General features: G+C 64.4%; 19 protein-coding genes. 6 read left to right on the top strand and 13 right to left on the bottom strand.

The genetic code is table 11. The features are described from left to right. Positions 1-14: 14 nt before the first annotated feature. The 5 genes from ACWFUC_RS01235 (at position 15) to ACWFUC_RS01215 (ending at position 4,041) form a co-directional block, all read left to right on the top strand. Entirely contained in the window at positions 15-1,337 is a 1,323-nt protein-coding gene (locus ACWFUC_RS01235) for a M16 family metallopeptidase (protein WP_489623885.1), read from the top strand. 80 nt (positions 1,338-1,417) lie between these two features. After that, positions 1,418-2,089, top strand: coding sequence for a 16S rRNA (guanine(966)-N(2))-methyltransferase RsmD (gene rsmD, locus ACWFUC_RS01230; protein ID WP_489623884.1), 672 nt, complete (start codon positions 1,418-1,420; stop codon positions 2,087-2,089). 36 nt (positions 2,090-2,125) lie between these two features. Then, positions 2,126-2,608 carry a pantetheine-phosphate adenylyltransferase gene (gene coaD / locus ACWFUC_RS01225; RefSeq protein WP_006461533.1) on the top strand — a complete coding sequence of 161 codons (483 nt, stop codon included), beginning with the start codon at positions 2,126-2,128 and terminating at the stop codon, positions 2,606-2,608. Positions 2,609-2,691: 83 nt separating this feature from the next. Beyond that, complete coding sequence (locus ACWFUC_RS01220) at positions 2,692-2,952, top strand: YfhL family 4Fe-4S dicluster ferredoxin (RefSeq protein ID WP_034330680.1); 261 nt, start codon at positions 2,692-2,694, stop codon at positions 2,950-2,952. A 201-nt stretch (positions 2,953-3,153) separates the two neighbouring features. Continuing rightward, positions 3,154-4,041: a DMT family transporter gene (locus ACWFUC_RS01215; protein ID WP_209532670.1), complete on the top strand. Its 888-nt coding sequence runs from the start codon at positions 3,154-3,156 to the stop codon at positions 4,039-4,041. 8 nt (positions 4,042-4,049) lie between these two features. Here ACWFUC_RS01215 and ACWFUC_RS01210 read toward each other — a convergent pair whose 3' ends face one another. From ACWFUC_RS01210 to ACWFUC_RS01150, 13 genes are all read right to left on the bottom strand, one after another. Beyond that, the gene (locus ACWFUC_RS01210) at positions 4,050-5,168 is read right to left on the bottom strand and encodes a DUF484 family protein (RefSeq protein ID WP_489623882.1); all 1,119 of its coding nucleotides are present in this window, start codon (positions 5,166-5,168) and stop codon (positions 4,050-4,052) included. Positions 5,169-5,389: 221 nt separating this feature from the next. Further along, positions 5,390-6,289, bottom strand: a complete 900-nt coding sequence (locus tag ACWFUC_RS01205) for a class I SAM-dependent methyltransferase (protein ID WP_121040468.1) — start codon at positions 6,287-6,289, stop codon at positions 5,390-5,392. Between the two features lie 198 nt (positions 6,290-6,487). Further along, positions 6,488-7,690: a 3-oxoadipyl-CoA thiolase gene (gene pcaF, locus ACWFUC_RS01200; protein WP_489623881.1), complete on the bottom strand. Its 1,203-nt coding sequence runs from the start codon at positions 7,688-7,690 to the stop codon at positions 6,488-6,490. A gap of 41 nt (positions 7,691-7,731) precedes the next feature. Then, positions 7,732-9,072 (bottom strand): phenylacetate--CoA ligase PaaK, encoded by a 1,341-nt coding sequence (gene paaK, locus ACWFUC_RS01195; protein ID WP_489623880.1) that lies wholly within the window; start codon positions 9,070-9,072, stop codon positions 7,732-7,734. Positions 9,073-9,107: 35 nt separating this feature from the next. Further along, positions 9,108-9,596: a hydroxyphenylacetyl-CoA thioesterase PaaI gene (paaI, locus tag ACWFUC_RS01190; protein WP_489623879.1), complete on the bottom strand. Its 489-nt coding sequence runs from the start codon at positions 9,594-9,596 to the stop codon at positions 9,108-9,110. Continuing rightward, a complete protein-coding gene (locus ACWFUC_RS01185; RefSeq protein ID WP_489637421.1) occupies positions 9,589-11,127 on the bottom strand; it encodes a 3-hydroxyacyl-CoA dehydrogenase in 1,539 nt (512 codons plus the stop codon). The genes paaI and ACWFUC_RS01185 overlap by 8 nt, the downstream gene beginning before the upstream one ends. Before the next feature lies 1 nt (position 11,128). Then, a complete protein-coding gene (paaG, locus tag ACWFUC_RS01180) occupies positions 11,129-11,920 on the bottom strand; it encodes a 2-(1,2-epoxy-1,2-dihydrophenyl)acetyl-CoA isomerase PaaG (RefSeq protein ID WP_489623878.1) in 792 nt (263 codons plus the stop codon). 61 nt (positions 11,921-11,981) lie between these two features. Beyond that, positions 11,982-13,052, bottom strand: a complete 1,071-nt coding sequence (paaE, locus tag ACWFUC_RS01175) for a 1,2-phenylacetyl-CoA epoxidase subunit PaaE (protein ID WP_134136919.1) — start codon at positions 13,050-13,052, stop codon at positions 11,982-11,984. 36 nt (positions 13,053-13,088) lie between these two features. Further along, the gene (paaD, locus tag ACWFUC_RS01170; RefSeq protein WP_489623877.1) at positions 13,089-13,622 is read right to left on the bottom strand and encodes a 1,2-phenylacetyl-CoA epoxidase subunit PaaD; all 534 of its coding nucleotides are present in this window, start codon (positions 13,620-13,622) and stop codon (positions 13,089-13,091) included. Further along, entirely contained in the window at positions 13,619-14,371 is a 753-nt protein-coding gene (paaC, locus tag ACWFUC_RS01165; protein ID WP_489623876.1) for a 1,2-phenylacetyl-CoA epoxidase subunit PaaC, read from the bottom strand. Before paaC ends, paaD begins: the two co-directional genes overlap by 4 nt. Positions 14,372-14,383: 12 nt before the next feature. Continuing rightward, a complete protein-coding gene (paaB, locus tag ACWFUC_RS01160; protein ID WP_008332574.1) occupies positions 14,384-14,668 on the bottom strand; it encodes a 1,2-phenylacetyl-CoA epoxidase subunit PaaB in 285 nt (94 codons plus the stop codon). Between the two features lie 93 nt (positions 14,669-14,761). Beyond that, the gene (gene paaA / locus ACWFUC_RS01155) at positions 14,762-15,748 is read right to left on the bottom strand and encodes a 1,2-phenylacetyl-CoA epoxidase subunit PaaA (RefSeq protein ID WP_039786318.1); all 987 of its coding nucleotides are present in this window, start codon (positions 15,746-15,748) and stop codon (positions 14,762-14,764) included. 128 nt (positions 15,749-15,876) lie between these two features. Then, positions 15,877-16,479, bottom strand: coding sequence for a phenylacetic acid degradation protein PaaY (locus tag ACWFUC_RS01150; RefSeq protein WP_121040448.1), 603 nt, complete (start codon positions 16,477-16,479; stop codon positions 15,877-15,879). 317 nt (positions 16,480-16,796) lie between these two features. Here ACWFUC_RS01150 and ACWFUC_RS01145 point away from each other — a divergent pair, with 317 nt between their 5' ends. Then, on the top strand, positions 16,797-17,417 hold the full coding sequence (locus tag ACWFUC_RS01145) for a TetR/AcrR family transcriptional regulator (protein WP_034330702.1): 621 nt from the start codon (positions 16,797-16,799) through the stop codon (positions 17,415-17,417). The last annotated feature ends 23 nt before the right edge of the window (positions 17,418-17,440 follow it).

The raw sequence follows: 17,440 nt of genomic DNA, 5'->3' as shown, positions 1-17,440 counted from the left end.
CGATTTCCGTTTCCATGAAAAAAATTCTTCCTCTCCTGCTGCTCCCGCTGGCCTTCCTCTGCAGCGCTCCCGCTTCGGCGGCCCTGGCCATCCAGTCCTGGACCCAGCCCGATGGCGCGCGCGTGCTGTTCGTGGCCAATCACTCCATTCCCATGCTGGATGTGAGCGTGCAGTTCGATGCCGGCCAGCGCCGTGATCCCGCCGCCAAGGCCGGCCTGGCCGAGCTGACCGTGGCCAGCCTCACGCGCGGCGTGGAGGCCGCCAACGGCGCGCCGGCACTCACCGAAGCCCAGATCCTCGACGGCTTTGCCGATGTCGCCGCCCAGCAGCATGGCGGTGCCGGGCAGGACCGTGCCGGCGTGAGCCTGCGCAGCCTGTCCTCGCCCGCCGAGCGCGATGCCGCGCTGGGTTTGCTGGGCCGCATGCTGGCCCATCCGGCCTTCCCGCAGGCGGGCCTGGAGCGTGACCGTGCGCTGGCCATCGCCAATCTGAAGGAAGAACTGACCAAGCCCGAAACCATCGCCGAGAAGGCCTTCATGGAAGCCGCCTACGGCAGCCATCCCTATGCCGTCGATGCCAGCGAAGCCAGTCTGCAGGCCATCACCCGTGAGGACCTGCTGGCCTTCCATCGCGCCCACTACGTGGCCAACCGCGCCGTGATTGCCCTGATCGGCGACATCACCGAAGCGCAGGCGCGCAGCATCGCCAGCGCCCTCACGCGTGAACTGCCGCAGGGCAGCGCCTTGCCGGCCCTGCCGCAAGTGGCTGCGCCCAAGGGCGTGGAGCGCCGCATCGCCCATCCGGCTTCGCAATCGCACATCCTCATCGGTGCCCCGGCCATCCAGCGCGGCGACAATGATTTCTTCGCACTCACGGTGGGCAACTACGTGCTGGGCGGCGGCGGTTTCGTCTCGCGCCTGACCGATGAAGTGCGCGAGAAGCGCGGTCTCAGCTACAGCGTCTACAGTTATTTCTCGCCGCTGGCGCAGCCGGGTCCGTTTCAGATCGGCCTGCAGACCAAGAAGGAGCAGACCGCCGAAGCCCTGCGCGTGACCCGCGCCACGCTGGACAAATTCCTGCAGGAAGGCCCGACCGCCGCCGAACTGAAGGCCGCCAAGGACAACCTCGCCGGTGGCTTCGCGCTGCGCATCGACAGCAATGCCAAGCTGCTGGAGAACCTTTCGGTGATCGGCTTCTATGGCCTGCCGCTGGATTACCTGGACCACTGGATCGAACGCATCCGCGCGGTGAGCGTGCAGGATGTGCGCGCGGCCTTCCGCAAGCATGTGCATCCGGAAGAGTTGTCCACCGTCATCGTCGGTGAAGCCGCCGATTAAATCATTTAGTTCATTTCGTTCGAGAATCACGGGATCCACCGAACCCGTCGACGGCCCCGCCGTCAGCAGCAAGGAAAGTCATGCGCAAGAGCAGTCCCCCCTCCCATGGCGCGCCCTCCAAGGGCGGCAAGCCATCCCGGCCCGTCAACCGTGGCCCGCACCAGGTGCGCATCATCGGCGGCCAGTGGAAGCGCACGCCGCTGCCGGTGCTGGACGCCGAAGGCCTGCGTCCTACGCCCGACCGCGTGCGCGAGACCGTCTTCAACTGGATCACCCATCTCATCGATGGCGCCTGGGAGCAAGTGGCCTGCCTGGATCTCTTCGCCGGCTCCGGCGCCCTCGGTTTCGAAGCCGCCAGCCGTGGCGCGCGCCGCGTGGTGATGGTGGAAAACAGCGGCCCGGCCGTGCGCCAGCTGGAAGCCAACCGCGACAAGCTCAAGGCCGACAAGCTGGCCATCGTCCGTGGTGACGCCCTGGCGGCCGTGCAGAGCGCGGCCCAGCGCGAGCCTGGCGGCTACGGCCTGGTCTTCATCGATCCGCCGTATCACCAGGGCTGGCTGGAAAAAGTGTTGCCTGCCTGCATGCCTTTGCTCACGCCCTCCGGACTGGTCTATGCCGAAGCCGAATATCCGCTCGACGGCGAGCAGGCCCCCGAATGGATGCAGGACTGGGAAGTGGTCCGCGCCGACAAGGCCGGCATGGTCTTCTATCATTTATTGCAACGCAAAAGCGGCACCCAAATTGAGGCATAATGCGCCTTCTGATTCAATAGCCGGAGAGGAGACACCATGGTCACAGCTGTATATCCGGGGACATTCGATCCGTTGACGCGCGGTCATGAGGACCTGGTCCGCCGCGCTTCCGGATTGTTCGACAAGCTGGTCGTGGGCGTAGCCGACAGCAAGAACAAGAAGCCCTTCTTTTCGCTCGAAGAGCGCCTGTCGATTGCCAACGAAGTGCTGGGGCATTATCCCAATGTGCAGGTGGAGAGCTTCTCGGGCCTCTTGAAGGATTTCGTGCGCCAGAACAATGCGCGCGTCATCGTGCGCGGCCTGCGCGCGGTCTCGGACTTCGAATACGAATTCCAGATGGCCGGCATGAACCGCTACCTGCTGCCGGACGTGGAAACGCTGTTCCTGACCCCGTCCGACCAGTACCAGTTCATCTCCGGCACCATCGTGCGCGAGATTGCGCAGCTGGGCGGCGATGTGTCCAAGTTCGTGTTCCCCTCGGTAGAGAAGTGGCTCAAGGAAAAGATCGCCAAGCAATGATGCCGGCGATGGTCAGGATTCAAGCCAGGCAACAGGCAAGCAAAAGGTAGTGCAATGATGTTTCAAGCAAGCGAGGTGCGGCAATGGCACTGATGATTACCGACGATTGCATCAACTGCGACGTCTGCGAACCGGAATGCCCCAACGAGGCCATCTACATGGGGCCGCAGATCTATGAGATCGATCCGGACAAATGTACTGAATGCGTGGGCCATTTCGAGGAGCCGCAGTGCCAGCAGGTCTGCCCGGTGGCCTGCATCCCCTTCAATCCGGCCTGGCGCGAAAGCCGCGAGCAGTTGATGGACAAGTACGAACGCCTGCAGGCCGAGGCCAAGCGCAGCTGATGTTCCGTCTGCGGCCGTGCTGCAATTGAATGCCGTTCAGTGCTGCACTGAACGGCATTTTGATTTTGTTAATGCTCCTTGCTGGGAGCATTAAGCCTGGATTAATACCCGCTATCAGCGCCGGCCAACCACCGTCTGCCACTGCGCACGTACATTGGCTTGCCTGCCGGATTGACTGACGCGCCTCCTCCTTAACACGACATGCACTCCCTTCCCAAATCCGCCGTCGCCGCCTTGCTGCTCAACACCTTCATCTGGGGCCTGTCCTGGACCGGCACGCGCGCGCTGGAAGGCATGGGCCTGCATCCGGTCTGGGCCACGGCCGCCATCTTCAGCGGCTGTGCGCTCTTGCTGCTGACCCTGCGCCATCGCGAACTGCCGCTGCTGTGGCGCCATCCGGCCCTGCTGGGCGTGGGGCTGGCCACGGGGCTGACCAATGCCTCCTTCAACATGGCAGTGGCCTATGGCGACGTGGTGCGGGTGATCCTGCTGTTCTACCTGATGCCGGTGTGGACCGTGATCCTGGCGCGCCTGGTGCTGCATGAGGCCATTACCCCGCGCTCGCTGGCGCGCGTGGCCCTGGGATTGGGGGGCGCCTTCATCGTGCTGTACCAGCCGCGCCTGGGCCTGCCGCTGCCGCAGAGCCTGCCGGACTGGATGGCGGTGGCCTCGGGCCTGCTGTTTGCGGTGACCAACGTGCTGTTGCGCCGCCTGCACGGTTTCTCCGATGGCACGCGGGCGGTGGCGATGCTGGTGGGTAGCGGGGTCTTTGCCAGCCTGCTGGGCGTGGTGCTGTCGGCGGCCGGGGTGGTGGCCTGGCCGCTGCCCCTGCCGATGGCGGCTGCGCCCGTGGTGGCGCTGTGGGCGGTGCTGTTCCTGGTGTCGAACCTGAGCCTGCAATATGGCGTGGCGCGGCTGCCGGCCAACATCGCGGCCGTCATCATGCTGGCCGAAATCCTGGTGGCGACTTTCTCTGCCTGGATGCTGGGCGCCGCCGAGCTGCGGCCGCAGGATCTGATCGGCGGCGTACTCATCATCGCCGCCCCGTGGATCGTGCGCGACCGCCGGGTGGCGGCGCAGCCGGCCTGATCAGCCGCTCATTCGGCCGGTGCCAGCATGACCCGGTTGCGCCCGGCTTCCTTGGCCTGGTAGAGCGCCTGGTCGGCGGCCTTGAGCATGGCCTGCTTGACCTCGGCGGCGGGACGGCTGCGGTCGGGCGGTGACAGCGAGGCCGCGCCGATGGAGGCGCTGATGCGCAGCGGATCGCGCGAGCCTTCGATCATCACGCCACGGCTGCAGATGCCGGCGCGGATACGTTCGGCGATACGTGCGGCGTCGTCCCGCGTGGCGTGCGTGAGCAGCACCACGAACTCTTCCCCGCCGAAGCGGCCCAGCGCATCCGACAGGCGCAGTTCCTTCTTGATGCGCGCGGCCACTTCACGCAGCACATCGTCTCCGCTCTGGTGGCCGAACTGGTCGTTGACGCGCTTGAAATGGTCGATGTCGATGAACAGGCAAGACAGCGCCGAGCGGTCACGCTGGCTGCGTGCCACCTCTTCCTGCATGCGCTGCTCGATGTAGCGGCGGTTGTTCACGCCGGTCAGCGGATCGGTGAGGCCGATGTGCTTGAGGCGTTCGTTGTTGATGACGTTTTCCAGGCAGATGGCCGCCACGGTCGCCAGGCGCTGGATGAAGTCGGTGGCCAGGCTGCGGGTGAAGCGCTCGGCATAGGCGCTGCCCAGCGACAGGTAGCCCAGCAGCCGGTGCTGGCGCACCAGCGGCAGCACCGCCACGCTCACCGGCTGGTAATGCGGGAACAGCGCGCCGTGCAGCGCCGGCACGTACTGGCCCAGGCGCGGTTTTTCATCGTCCAGCGGACCATCCTCTTCGATGAAGTGCAGCGGGGCCTTCAGGAACAGCAGCTTGGGGAATTCGTTCACGCCGATCTGCAGGTCGCGCAGGATGCGCTGGATCGCGTAGTCGCCATCGATCAGGGACAGCGTCACCGTCTCCAGGCTGAACACGCCGGGCATCACGGTCAGGATGACGTCAATCAGTTCGCGGAATTCGCTGGCGCCGATCAGTTTCAGGTCGAAGGCCTGATGGCGCTCGATGATGGACTGGTTGATGTGCGCCTGCTGCAGCAGCTCCTGCAGCTCGCTCCTCAGTTGCTCGTTGTCGGCAATCAGCGATTCCATATCGATGGTGGCTTTCATGTGCTCATCTGCATTTTCCGGCGTCCGGCCGGCCCCTTGCCCAATCCGGTTGCCCGGTCTCCCTGCGGCCGCGATGTCGCGCGTGCGGCCTGACTGCCTGTATTGCGATTGCCGTGATCCGATCCGACGTTATCGGCAGGGACGGCGGCAAATGAAGCCCGTCCCGCTGTCATTCCTGTGCAGCAAGAAGCGTTCCCGTCCGCTTGCCTGCTGGCGCCGGCTCAGGCGGCCAGGGGCGCGAAGAAGCGCTCGCCCATCTCTTCCAGCCCCAGCGTGCGCAGCACTTCCTGCAGGCGCTCGGCCGGACGGCGGCGCGGCAGGTCGCGGTATTGCGCAATGATCAACTCGTTCTTCATCGAATGTTCCCAGCCCACCAGCTCGGTGACGCTGACCTTGTAGCCATGCGCTTCCAGCTGAAGGCAGCGCAGCACGTTGGTGACCTGGCTGCCGAATTCGCGCGTATGCAGCGGATGGCGCCAGATCTCGGTGAGCGAATTGGCAAGCGACTTGCCCTTGTTGCGATTGAGCACCGAGGCCACTTCGGCCTGGCAGCACGGCACCAGCACGATGAAGCGGGCCTGTTTGGCCAGCGCGAAATGGATGGCGTCATCGGTGGCGGTATCGCAGGCGTGCAGGGCGGTGACGACGTCAATCTTTTCCGGCAGGCTGGGCGAGGTGATGGAATCGGCCACCGACAGGTTCAGGAAGGACATGCCGCCAAAGCCCAGGCGTGCCGCCAGTTCTTCGGACTTGCGCACCAGCTCTTCGCGCGTTTCGATGCCGTAGATGCGCGGTGCCCCTTGCAGGCTTTTGAAGAACAGGTCGTAGAGGATGAAGCCGAGATAGGATTTGCCCGCGCCATGGTCGACCAGGCTCACGTCGGGATGATCGTCCAGCACTTCCTGCAGCAGCGGTTCGATGAACTGGTAGAGGTGGTAGACCTGTTTCAGTTTGCGGCGGCTGTCCTGGTTCAGCTTGCCGTCGCGCGTGAGGATGTGGAGTTCCTTGAGCAGTTCGATGGACTGGCCGGGGCGGATCTCATGCGCCTGCGGGGCGCTCTCGGCAGTGGGTTTGGCCCGGTTCGGCTGGCGGCCGGGGGCGCTGTTGGCTTGCTTGCTCATGATGCTGCACTGGCGAAGGGCCGGCGCGCAGGCCGGCGGGGTGGATTCGGGGGCAGGGCGGCGAGCTCCGGAGCTCGGCAAAGGCCTGCCGTGGCCGGGCATTTTACCCGATCCCGATGTCAGCTTCGTGAAGTGCTGCTGCCGTGCGCGGCATGTTGCAAGCGAGCAAACATGCGCGCACGGGCCAGTCTCATGGGCTCACACCCGTTCGATCACCAGCGCGATGCCCTGGCCCACGCCGATGCACATGGTGCACAGCGCATAGCGGCCGCCGGCGAGCTCCAGCTGGTTGAGGGCGGTGGTCACCAGCCGCGCGCCGGAAGCCCCCAGCGGATGGCCGATGGCAATCGCACCGCCATTCGGATTGACGTGTGCGGCATCGTCGGGCAAGCCCAGATCGCGCGTCACCGCCAGTCCCTGTGCGGCAAAGGCTTCGTTGAGTTCGATCACATCCATCTGCGCCAGCGTCAGCCCGACTTGCGCCAATACCTTGCGTGCCGCCGGGGCCGGGCCGAAGCCCATGATGCGCGGCGCGACACCGGCGGTGGCCATGCCCAGCACGCGCGCACGCGGCTTCAGGCGATACAGGTCGGCCGCCTTGGGCGAGGCCAGCAGCAGCGCGCAGGCGCCGTCGTTGACGCCGGAGGCATTGCCGGCCGTGACCGTACCATCGGGACGCACCACGCCCTTCAGTTTGGCCAGCGTGGCCAGGGTGGTGTCCGGGCGCGGATGTTCGTCGGTGGTGATGATGAGCGGATCGCCCTTCTTCTGCGGGATGGCCAGCGGTGCGATCTCGCCCGCGAAGAAACCGGCCTCCTGCGCTGCCGCCCAGCGTTGCTGGCTGCGCAGCGCAAAGGCGTCCTGGTCGGCGCGGTTGATGTTGAAATCGGTGGCGACGTTTTCGGCCGTCTCGGGCATCGAGTCGATGCCGTACTGCGCCTTCATCAGCGGATTGACGAAGCGCCAGCCGATGGTGGTATCGAAGATCGCGGCACTGCGCGAGAAAGCCGATTCCGCCTTGCCCATCACGAAGGGCGCGCGCGTCATGCTCTCCACGCCGCCGGCGATCATCAGCTGCACCTCGCCCGACTTGATGGCGCGTGCAGCCATGCCCACTGCATCGAGGCTGGAGCCGCACAGGCGGTTGAGGGTGGTGCCCGGCACCTCGATGGGCAAGCCGGCCAGCAGACCGGCCATGCGGGCCACGTTGCGGTTGTCTTCGCCGGCCTGGTTGGCGCAGCCGTAGAGGATGTCGTCGACGCAGCGCCAGTCCACGCCGGGGTTGCGCTCCATCAGGCTGCGAATGGGCGCGGCCGCCAGGTCATCGGCGCGCACCGCGCCCAATGCACCGCCATAGCGGCCGAAGGGCGTGCGGATGGCGTCACAGATCAATGCTTCCATAGGTGTCTTTCTTCCTGGATCAAGGGTTGCAGGGCCGGGCATCAGGCCGGAACGGCCGACGTGACGGCGGCTTCCGCCTTCTTGCGATGGTCGATCACGCGTTTGGCCTTGCCCACCGAAGTGCGCTCGATCATGCCGGCCGGCACCACCGTCACTTTGGTGGAAATGCCGACATAGGTCTTGATGCTGTGCTGCAGTTCCTTCTCCAGCGCTTCCACGTGTTCGTTGGAGGCATCCTCGCGCAGCTCGGCGAAGACGCACATGCTGTCCATGTGGCCGTGGCGTTCGATCTGCAGCTGGTACTGCGGGGCCAGTTGCGGCAGCTTCAGGATCAGTTCCTCGATCTGGGTCGGGAACACGTTCACGCCACGGATGATGAGCATGTCGTCCGAACGTCCGGTGATCTTGCCGATGCGGCGCATCGCGCGCGAGGTCGGCGGCAACAGGCGCGTGAGGTCGCGCGTGCGGTAGCGGATCATCGGCAGCGCTTCCTTGGTCAGCGAGGTAAAGACCAGTTCGCCTTCAGAGCCATCGGGCAGCACTTCGCCGGTATCCGGGTCGATGATCTCGGGATAGAAATGGTCTTCCCAGATCACCGGGCCATCCTTGCTCTCGATGCATTCGCTGGCCACGCCCGGCCCCATCACTTCGGAGAGGCCGTAGATGTCCACTGCATCGATGCCGGCGCGCTGCTGGATCTCGCGGCGCATGGCATCGGTCCAGGGCTCGGCACCGAAGATGCCGACCTTCAGCGAGCTGGCCGCCGCATCCAGTCCCTGGCGCTGGAACTCCTCGATCACGTTGAGCATGTAGGAGGGCGTGACCATGATGATGCTGGGTTTGAAATCACGAATGAGCTGCACCTGCTTCTCGGTCTGGCCGCCCGACATGGGGATCACGGTGCAGCCCAGTTTTTCCGCGCCGTAATGCGCGCCCAGTCCGCCGGTGAACAGGCCGTAGCCATAGGAAATCTGCACGATGTCGCCACGTCGGCCACCGGCGGCGCGAATGGAGCGCGCCACCACGGTAGCCCAGGTATCGATGTCGTTCTGCGTGTAGCCCACCACGGTCGGCTTGCCGGTGGTGCCGCTGGAAGCGTGCACCCGCACCACCTGTTCGCGCGGTACGGCAAACATGCCGAAGGGATAGTGGTCGCGCAGGTCCTGCTTGGTGGTGAAGGGAAATTTGGACAGATCCGACAGGCTCTTGAGATCGTCCGGATGGACCCCGGCCTGGTCGAAGGCATTGCGGTAGTGCGCCACATTGTCATAGGCGTGCTGCAAGGACCATTTCAGGCGCTGCAGCTGTAGCGCCTGCAGTTCGTCGCGGCTGGCGGTTTCGATGGGTTCCAGATCGCCGGGTTGTGGAGTGCGGGTGGTCATGGTGGTCTCCTGTCTCTGTTGGTATTGGTGTTCTTTTATGCGTGGTCTTGTCGTGCCGCCGGCAATCCGGTGATCACCTCGCCCTTGATGCGATAGGACTTGCCCCGGAACAGCGCGATGATCTTGCCGTCCTGGTTGCTCACGGTGATGTCGTAGACCCCGGTGCGGCCGGCCAGCGTGCGTTCCTGTGCCTCGGCAGTCAGGACGTCATTGCGCAGGGCCGGTGCCACGTATTCGATGCTGCACCCCGATGCCACGGTGTTGAGATTACGGCTGTTGCAGGCAAATGCAAAGCTGCTGTCGGCCAGCGCGAAGATGAAACCGCCGTGGCAGGTGGCGTGGCCATTGAGCATGTCGCTGCGCACCAGCATGCTCATGCGCGCGCGGCCGGGCGCGACTTCCAGGATCCTCATGCCCAGCGCCTGGGAAGCGTTGTCGCGCGGGAACATGGCCTGTACCGTGGCCTCGGCCAGGGCTTGCGGATCCATCTCGGCAGATGGGAATGACAATGCGGTCTCACTCATGGAATTTCCTCCCGGATGCTTGCAGTCGTTGGAGCAGGGGCGAGACGCGGTAGCGGTCTTCGCCATAGGTGGCACTGAGCTGGCGCAGTACATTGGCGACGGTGTCGACGCCGATGGCATCGGCCCAGGCCAGCGGGCCGCGCGGATAGTTGACGCCCTTCTGCATGGCAAGGTCGGCGTCCTGCTTGCTGCACACGCCCTGGCTGACGGCGTCCGCCGCTTCGTTGATGAGCATGCAGACGGTGCGCATGACCACCATGCCCGGCACGTCCTGCAGCGGCGAGAGGGCAAAGCCGCAGTGTTGCAGCACGCCGGCCACCGCCTCCCAGGCACGGTCGCGGCACTGGTCGGCGCGGGTCAGGGCCAGGCGCGGGGCCGTGGCATAGTCCAGTGCCAGGTCCACCAGCACCACGTCGGGCATGTTGTAGTCGTAGGATTGCTGGGTCGCGGTGCGGCCGCCGGTCATGTAGAGGCGGCCGGGGCCGGCCTTCATCAGCAGATGGTCGGCGCGCGCCTCGCAGTACTCCACGCGGCCCTGATAGCGCGCGCGGATCACTTCCACCAGCGGATGCGTACCGAACAATTGCAGCGGTACCGTGGGCGTGTCGAATGCAGGAACGGTGACTGGCTGTGGCGTTTCCGGTGCCGCGCCATAGCGATAGAAACCGCGTCCGCTCTTGCGCCCGAGGAAGCCGGCATGCACCAGTTCCTGCTGGATCAGCGACGGCGTGAAACGCGGATCATTGAAATACGCCTGGAACACCGATTGCGTGACGGCGAAATTGACGTCATGCCCGATCAGGTCCATCAGTTCGAACGCCCCCATGCGGAAACCGCCGGACTCGCGCAGGATGGCGTCGATGGTCGCCGGTTGCGCACCGCGCTCATTGAGCACGCGCAAGGCTTCGGCGTAATAGGGACGCGCCAGCCGGTTGACGATGAAGCCCGGTGTCGAGGCGGCCACCACCGGCACCTTGCCCCAGGCCAGCGCGGTGTCATGCAGGCACTGCACCACGGTGGCATCGCTGCATACGCCGCGGATGATTTCCACCAGCGCCATCATCGGCACCGGGTTGAAGAAATGCATGCCGGCCAGACGTTCGGGATGGCGCAGCGTGGCTGCGATCTGGGTGATCGAGATCGAGGAGGTATTGCTGGCCAGGATGCACTGCGCATCGACGATGGATTCCAGTTTGCCGAACAGTTCCTGCTTGGCCGCCAGCTGTTCGACGATGGCTTCCACCACCAGGCGCGCATCGCGCATTTCCTGCAGCGCGTGGGCTACCGACAGCCGGTCGCTCGCGCCTTGCGCCTGTTCGTGCGTGATCTTGCCCTTGTTGGCCAGCTTGTCGAGGCTGGCGCGGATGTCGGCGATGGCCTTGGCCGCGGCACCGTCGCGACTGTCGTAGAGCTGCACCGGATGGCCGGCGACTGCCGCCACCTGCGCAATGCCGGCGCCCATGGTGCCGCTGCCGATGACAGCGACGCGGGCCGTGGCGGGCAGGGCGTGCGGAGACACTGCTGCGCTCATGTCATTGCCCCGTGAATTGCGGCGCGCGCTTTTCCAGGAAGGCGCTCACGCCCTCGCGGTAATCGCGGCTGTGGCCGAGGGCACGCATGGTGTCGCGTTCCAGGTCCAGCTGTTCCGGCAGCGTATTGGCCGGGCTGGCATACAGCGTGGCCTTGGTGGCGGCCAGGCCCTTGGTCGGGGCGCGGGCGAAGTGGGTGGCCATGGCACAGGCTTCTTCCATGAGCTTGTCGTCGTCCACGCACTTCCAGATCAGGCCCCAGCGTTCGGCCTGCTCGGCGCTGATCTTCTCGCCCAGCAGTGCCATGCCCATGGCGCGCGCCGTGCCTACCAGGCGCGGCAGGAAATAAGTGCCGCCGGTATCGGGGATCAGTCCCAGCTTGCAGAACACTTCCACGAAGCTGGCCGAACGCGCGGCCAGCACGATGTCGCAGGCCAGCGGCAGGTTGGCGCCCGCACCGGCGGCCACGCCATTGACGGCGCAGATCACCGGGAAGGGCAGCGCCCGCAGCGACTTCACCAGCGGACCGTAGTACTTGTCGATGGATTCGCCCAGGTCGACGGCGCCGTCGCCGGGTTTGACGGCGCGGTCGCCCAGGTCCTGGCCGGCGCAGAAACCGCGACCGGCACCGGTGAGCAGCAACACCCGCACGCTGGTGTCGGCCTGCAGCGTGGCGATGGCCTCGCGCAATTCCAGGTGCATGGCCACGGTGAAGCTGTTGAGCTTGTCGGGGCGGTTCAGGGTGATGACGGCGATGCCGTCATGGTTTTCGAAGAGGATGGTGGAGTCGCTCATGGGCTCAGGAAAGTTCAGGGGCTGATCAAAGGGAGGGCCGCATCGTGCGGGCGTGGCTGGCTCAGTTGTCCTGGTCGAAGTCCAGCAGCAGCTTGTCGCTGACCGGGAAGGACTGGCAGCTCAGGACGAAGCCGCGCGCGATCTCGTAGTCTTCGAGCGCGTAGTTGGCATCCATGTCGACCTTGCCCTCGACCACCTTGCAGCGGCAGGTGGCGCACACGCCGCCCTTGCAGGAGTAGCGCAGGTCGATGCCGTGCTTGAGGCCTGCGTCGAGCACGGATTCCTTTTCCTTGTCCATGGTGAAGACGTTGTGATAACCGTCGACGATGACCGTGACTTCGCATTCCTTCTTGCCGACGACCGGGCGCGAAGCATGCGCACGCGTGGGCGCGCTGGCGGCGAACAGTTCGGTCTTGATCTGTGTCTTGGGCAGGCCATGCGCCTGCAGCGAATCGGAGACGGCCTGCACCATTTCTTCCGGGCCGCACAGGAAGGCGGCATCCACGTCCTTGAGGTCGATCCAGGAGGCGAAGAAGGCATCGCACTTGCTGCGGTCGATGCGGCCGTTGAACAATTCCACGTCCTGCTGTTCGCGGCTCATCACCCAGATCACGTTGAGGCGTTCGAGGTAGGCATCCTTGAGGTCGGTGATCTCTTCCTTGAAGATCACCGAGGAGGAAGCGCGATTGGCATAGACCAGCGTGAAGCGGCTGTGCGGCTCGGCCAGCAGGGTGGTCTTGATGATGGAGATCATCGGCGTGATGCCGCTGCCCGCCGCAAAGGCCAGGTAGTGCTTGCGGTTGGCCGCATCCAGCGGGACGTTGAAGTGGCCCATGGGCGGCATCACTTCGATGCTTTGTCCCGGGACAAAGGATTCATTGGCCCAGTTCGAGAACAGCCCGCCCGGTACGCGCTTGATGGCCACGCGCAACTGCTTTTCCTGGGTGGCCGCGCAGATCGAATAGGAGCGGCGCAATTCCTCGCCCTCGATGTGCGAGCGCAGCGTCAGGTGCTGGCCTTGCTGGTAGGAAAACGTGTCCTGCAATTCGGGCGGGACGGCGAAAGAGACCACGATGGTGTCGCGCGTTTCCTGTTTCACGCCCGAGATGGTCAGTGGATAGAATTTGCTCATGATCTTGTGCCTTTGTTCTGGGACATTGAGCGCGGCTCAATGCGCCTTGAAGTAATCGAACGGCTCGCGGCAGTCCTTGCACTGGTACAGCGCCTTGCAGGAGGTGGAGCCGAACTGGCTCACGCAGACCGTCCGCATCGAACCGCAATGCGGGCATTGCACCTGCGGTGCAGCTTGTCGCCGGATACTGATGCCGCGAATGTCGATGACCTGCTGCGCCGGGGGCGCGATGCCGTATTGCTGCAGGTTGCGGCGGCCTTTCTCGCTCATCCAGTCGGTGTTCCAGGCCGGTGCCAGCTGCGTGCGGATGGCCACCTCGGCCAGTCCGTGCTGCTTGAGTGCCGTGCTGATGTCCTGCGCGATCACGCCCATGGCCGGGCAGCCGGAGTAGGTCGGGGTGATGACCACGGTGCAGCGTGCTGCCTCGGCATCCTCATCGGAAACCTCGACGGCGCGCACGATGCCCAGGTCCACCACCGAGATGACCGGAATCTCCGGATCGGGAATGGCCTCCAGCCATTCCCAGATGCTCGCCTGCAGCGTCTGCGCGCGGGAGGCCAGCTCGTTCACCAGCTTGCTCCCGGATAGGTGCGCTGCAGGAACTGCATCTCCGCCAGCAGGTAGCCCAGGTGTTCGGTATGCCGTCCCTGCTTGCCACCACTCTGCATCCACAGTCCGGACGCTGGCAGTTGCAGTGTGGCTTCGCGCATCACCTCGGTGACGTGCTGCTGCCACTTCTGCTGCAGTTCTGCGAGATCCGGTGCGATGCCATCGGCCTGCATGGCCTGGTCCAGCGCGTCGGTGGTGAACAGTTCGCCGGTGTACATCCACAGCGCATCGATGGCGTCCTGCATGCGGCGATGGCTTTCTTCGCTGCCATCACCCAGGCGGATCATCAGGTCGGTGCTGCGGCGTACGTGATAGGTGACTTCCTTGAAGCACTTCTGCGCGATCTCGGCGATGCGCGCATCGCTGCTTTCACAGAGTCCCTCAAGCAGGAAGTAATGCCACACGTCGAAGAGGAACTGGCGTGCCAGCGTATCGGCATAGCTGCCATTGGGCAGCTCCACCAGCAGCAGGTTGTGGAACTGATGGGCATCGCGCAGGAAGGCCAGCTGGTCTTCGTTGCGTCCTGCACCTTCCAGTTCAGCGGCGTAGGCCAGCCACAGGCGCGCCTGGCCGATCAGGTCCAGCGAGACGTTGATCAAGGCCATGTCTTCTTCCAGGGCCGGGCCCTTGCCACACCATTCGGAGAGGCGTTGCGAGAGCACCAGGACGTTGTCGCCCAGGCGTCGCACGTAATCGGTTTTGTGGGTCATGGTGCGCGCCTCTTACAGGTTCTTCAGTTCGGCCGGCATGGGGAAGAAGGTCGGGTGGCGATACACCTTGCTGTTGGCCGGTTCGAACAGCGGGGCCTTGTCGCCGGGGCTGGAGGAGACGATGTCGGCGGCACGCACCACCCAGATGCCCACGCCTTCGTTGCGGCGGGTGTAGACGTCGCGCGCATTGTTGATGGCCATCTCGCCATCGGGGGCATGCAGGCTGCCGACGTGTTTGTGGGCCAGACCGTGCTGGCTGCGGATGAAGACTTCCCAGAGAGGCCATTCCTTGCTCATGATGCGTTTCCTTGTTGGCGGGCCGCCCGGTGATGTCGGGCGGCCACTGGCAGGTTGTGAGATGAAGCGATTCAGAAACAGACGATGGGCGAATCACGCCGCCTTGCGCGCGGCACGCTTGTCGGCGTGCGCCACCAGCGCATCGCGGAACCACGCACCGTCGTCATAGGCTTTCTTGCGGGTGGCCAGGCGTTCGCGGTTGCAGGGGCCGTTGCCGCGCAGGACGTTGTGGAATTCGTCCCAGTTGATTTCACCGAAGTCGTAGCGGCCACGTTCTTCGTTCCACTTGAGATCGGGGTCGGGCACGGTCAGGCCCAGGTATTCGATCTGCGGGATGGTCTGGTCGACCATGCGCTGGCGCAGTTCGTCATTGGAGAAGAGCTTGATGCGCCACTGCATCGATTGCGCGCTGTTGACCGATTCCGCATCGGAGGGACCGAACATCATCAGCGCCGGCCACCACCAGCGGTTCAGCGCATCCTGCGCCATCTGCTTCTGCTCGGGCGTGCCACGGCACAGCGCCAGCATGATGTCGTAGCCCTGGCGGGCGTGGAAGGATTCCTCCTTGCATACGCGCACCATGGCGCGCGAATAGGGACCATAGGAACAGCGGCACAGCGGGATCTGGTTGATGATGGCCGAGCCATCCACCAGCCAGCCAATGGCCCCCATGTCGGCCCAGCTCAGGGTCGGATAGTTGAAGATGCTGGAGTACTTGGCCTTGCCGGAATGCAGGTCGCCCAGCAGCGCATCGCGCGACACGCCCAGGGTTTCTGCCGCGCTGTAGAGGTAGAGGCCGTGCCCGGCTTCGTCCTGGATCTTGGCCAGAAGGATGGCCTTGCGCTCCAGGGTCGGGGCGCGCGTGACCCAGTTGGCCTCGGGCAGCTGGCCCACGATTTCCGAGTGGGCGTGCTGCGAGATCTGGCGTACCAGCGTCTTGCGATAGGCCTCGGGCATCCAGTCCTTGGGCTCGATCTTGACGCCCGCATCGATGCGCGCCTGGAAGGCCTGTTCTTCTGGGGACATGTCATCGGCGCTGCGCACCTTGGCCAGTCCGGTTTCTACGAGTTGTGCATACATGCTGCTTCTCCATGAAGGTGGATCACGCGGAGGCAGGACGAACACGGTCCTTGCCGCAGGGACCGGCCCTGCGTCTGCGTGAGGTGTAAGCGTGAATCTTGAAACTGAAAAAAATATGCTGCCGTCTGCTAGGCCCGTCTGGCCGCGATCAGCGGTTCGACGAAGGGCGCGGCCAGGCTCGGCCGGTTCTCTTCGATCTGCGCCAGGGGGCTGACCTCCCGCAGGCTCTTCAGGCTGCGCTTGGCGAGGTCGTGATACGTCTCGGTACCGGCCCGTTTCCAGGCCATCTCTTCTTCCGTCAGGTCGCGCACCACCTTGGCCGGCAAACCGGCCACCAGGGTACGCGCGGGAATCTGCATGCCGGCGCGCACGAAGGCGCAGGCCGCCACGATGGACTGTGCGCCCACCACTGCCTCATCCATCACCACCGCATTCATGCCCACCAGCGCATCGCGTTCGACGGTGCAGCTGTGCAGCACCGCACCGTGGCCGATGTGGCCGTTCTCGCCCACCACTGTCGCGTGGCCGGGGAAGCCGTGGACCACGCAGGTGTCCTGCACGTTGGCGCCGCGTTCCAGCACGATGCGGCCGAAGTCGCCGCGCAGGCAGGCGGCCGGGCCGACGTAACAATCGGGGCCGACGATGACGTCGCCGATCAGCACCGCCGTGGGATGGACATAGGCGGCCGGGTCGACCACCGGGATCACGCCTTCGATCGAATAACAGGGCACAGCGTCTCCTTGGCCGGCGCTTTCACTGCAGGCGCCAGCAGCTTGTGGTTGCAGCGTGCTGAACTTTGCTTGTCTTTCCCGGTTGAAACGCATGGAAAAAAGCATTTGCCTGCCGCTGTTTTTTGAGGAATAATAATTTCGACCGACCGGTTGGTCAATAATGTTTTGAAGATTTTTTCTGACCGTGGTCAGCAGGCAGGGAAGTTGAGGCAGGGCAGGGAGGCTGGCAGAGCGGGATGTCTCCGATAGATGTTTCGTAAGAGTTTTGATTTACGGCACAATCATGACTTTGCGGAAATATCGACGAGGAAGCATTTATGCCACGCAAGCGAGCAGCGGGATACGACAACCAGCGCGAGACCATCATCGAACAGGCGGCAGCCTTGTTTGCGCGCAATGGTTTCGTGGGCACATCGATGAATGAGGTGGCGCTGGCGTGTGGCCTGTCCAAGGCGTCGCTGTATCACTACTTTGCCGACAAGCACCAGTTGCTGATGCACATCTGCGAAGACCACATCGATCGCCTCTGTGCGCTGGTCGATGAAGTCGCGCAGCAGGAGCTGGACCCCGAGCCGCGCTTGCGCCTGCTGATCCAGCGCTTCGTGGAGGAATACCGCGATGCCCAGAACGAGCATCGCGTGCTGACCGAGGACGTGCGTTTCCTGGAACCGGGAGACCAGAAGCGCATCCTCAGCGGCGAGCGCAAGGTGGTCAAGGCGGTGGCCGAGGCCATGTGCGCGGTGCGGCCGGAACTGGATCGCAGCCGCATGGCCAAGCCGCTGGCCATGCTGTTGTTCGGCATGATCAACTGGATGTTCATGTGGTTGAAGCCCGATGGCGAACTGACCCATGAACGCATGGCCGTGGTCGTGTCCGATTTGTTGTTTGGCGGAATCGGTGCCGTCAGCCTGGAAGGCACCGGGAAGAAGAAACGATGACGTGAGCCCTTGATCGGTAGCGT

The organism is Herbaspirillum sp. Her4 (assembly GCF_057961335.1).
The sequence above is the reverse complement of the archived record's forward strand: the minus strand, read 5'-3'. Positions and strand labels throughout refer to the sequence as shown.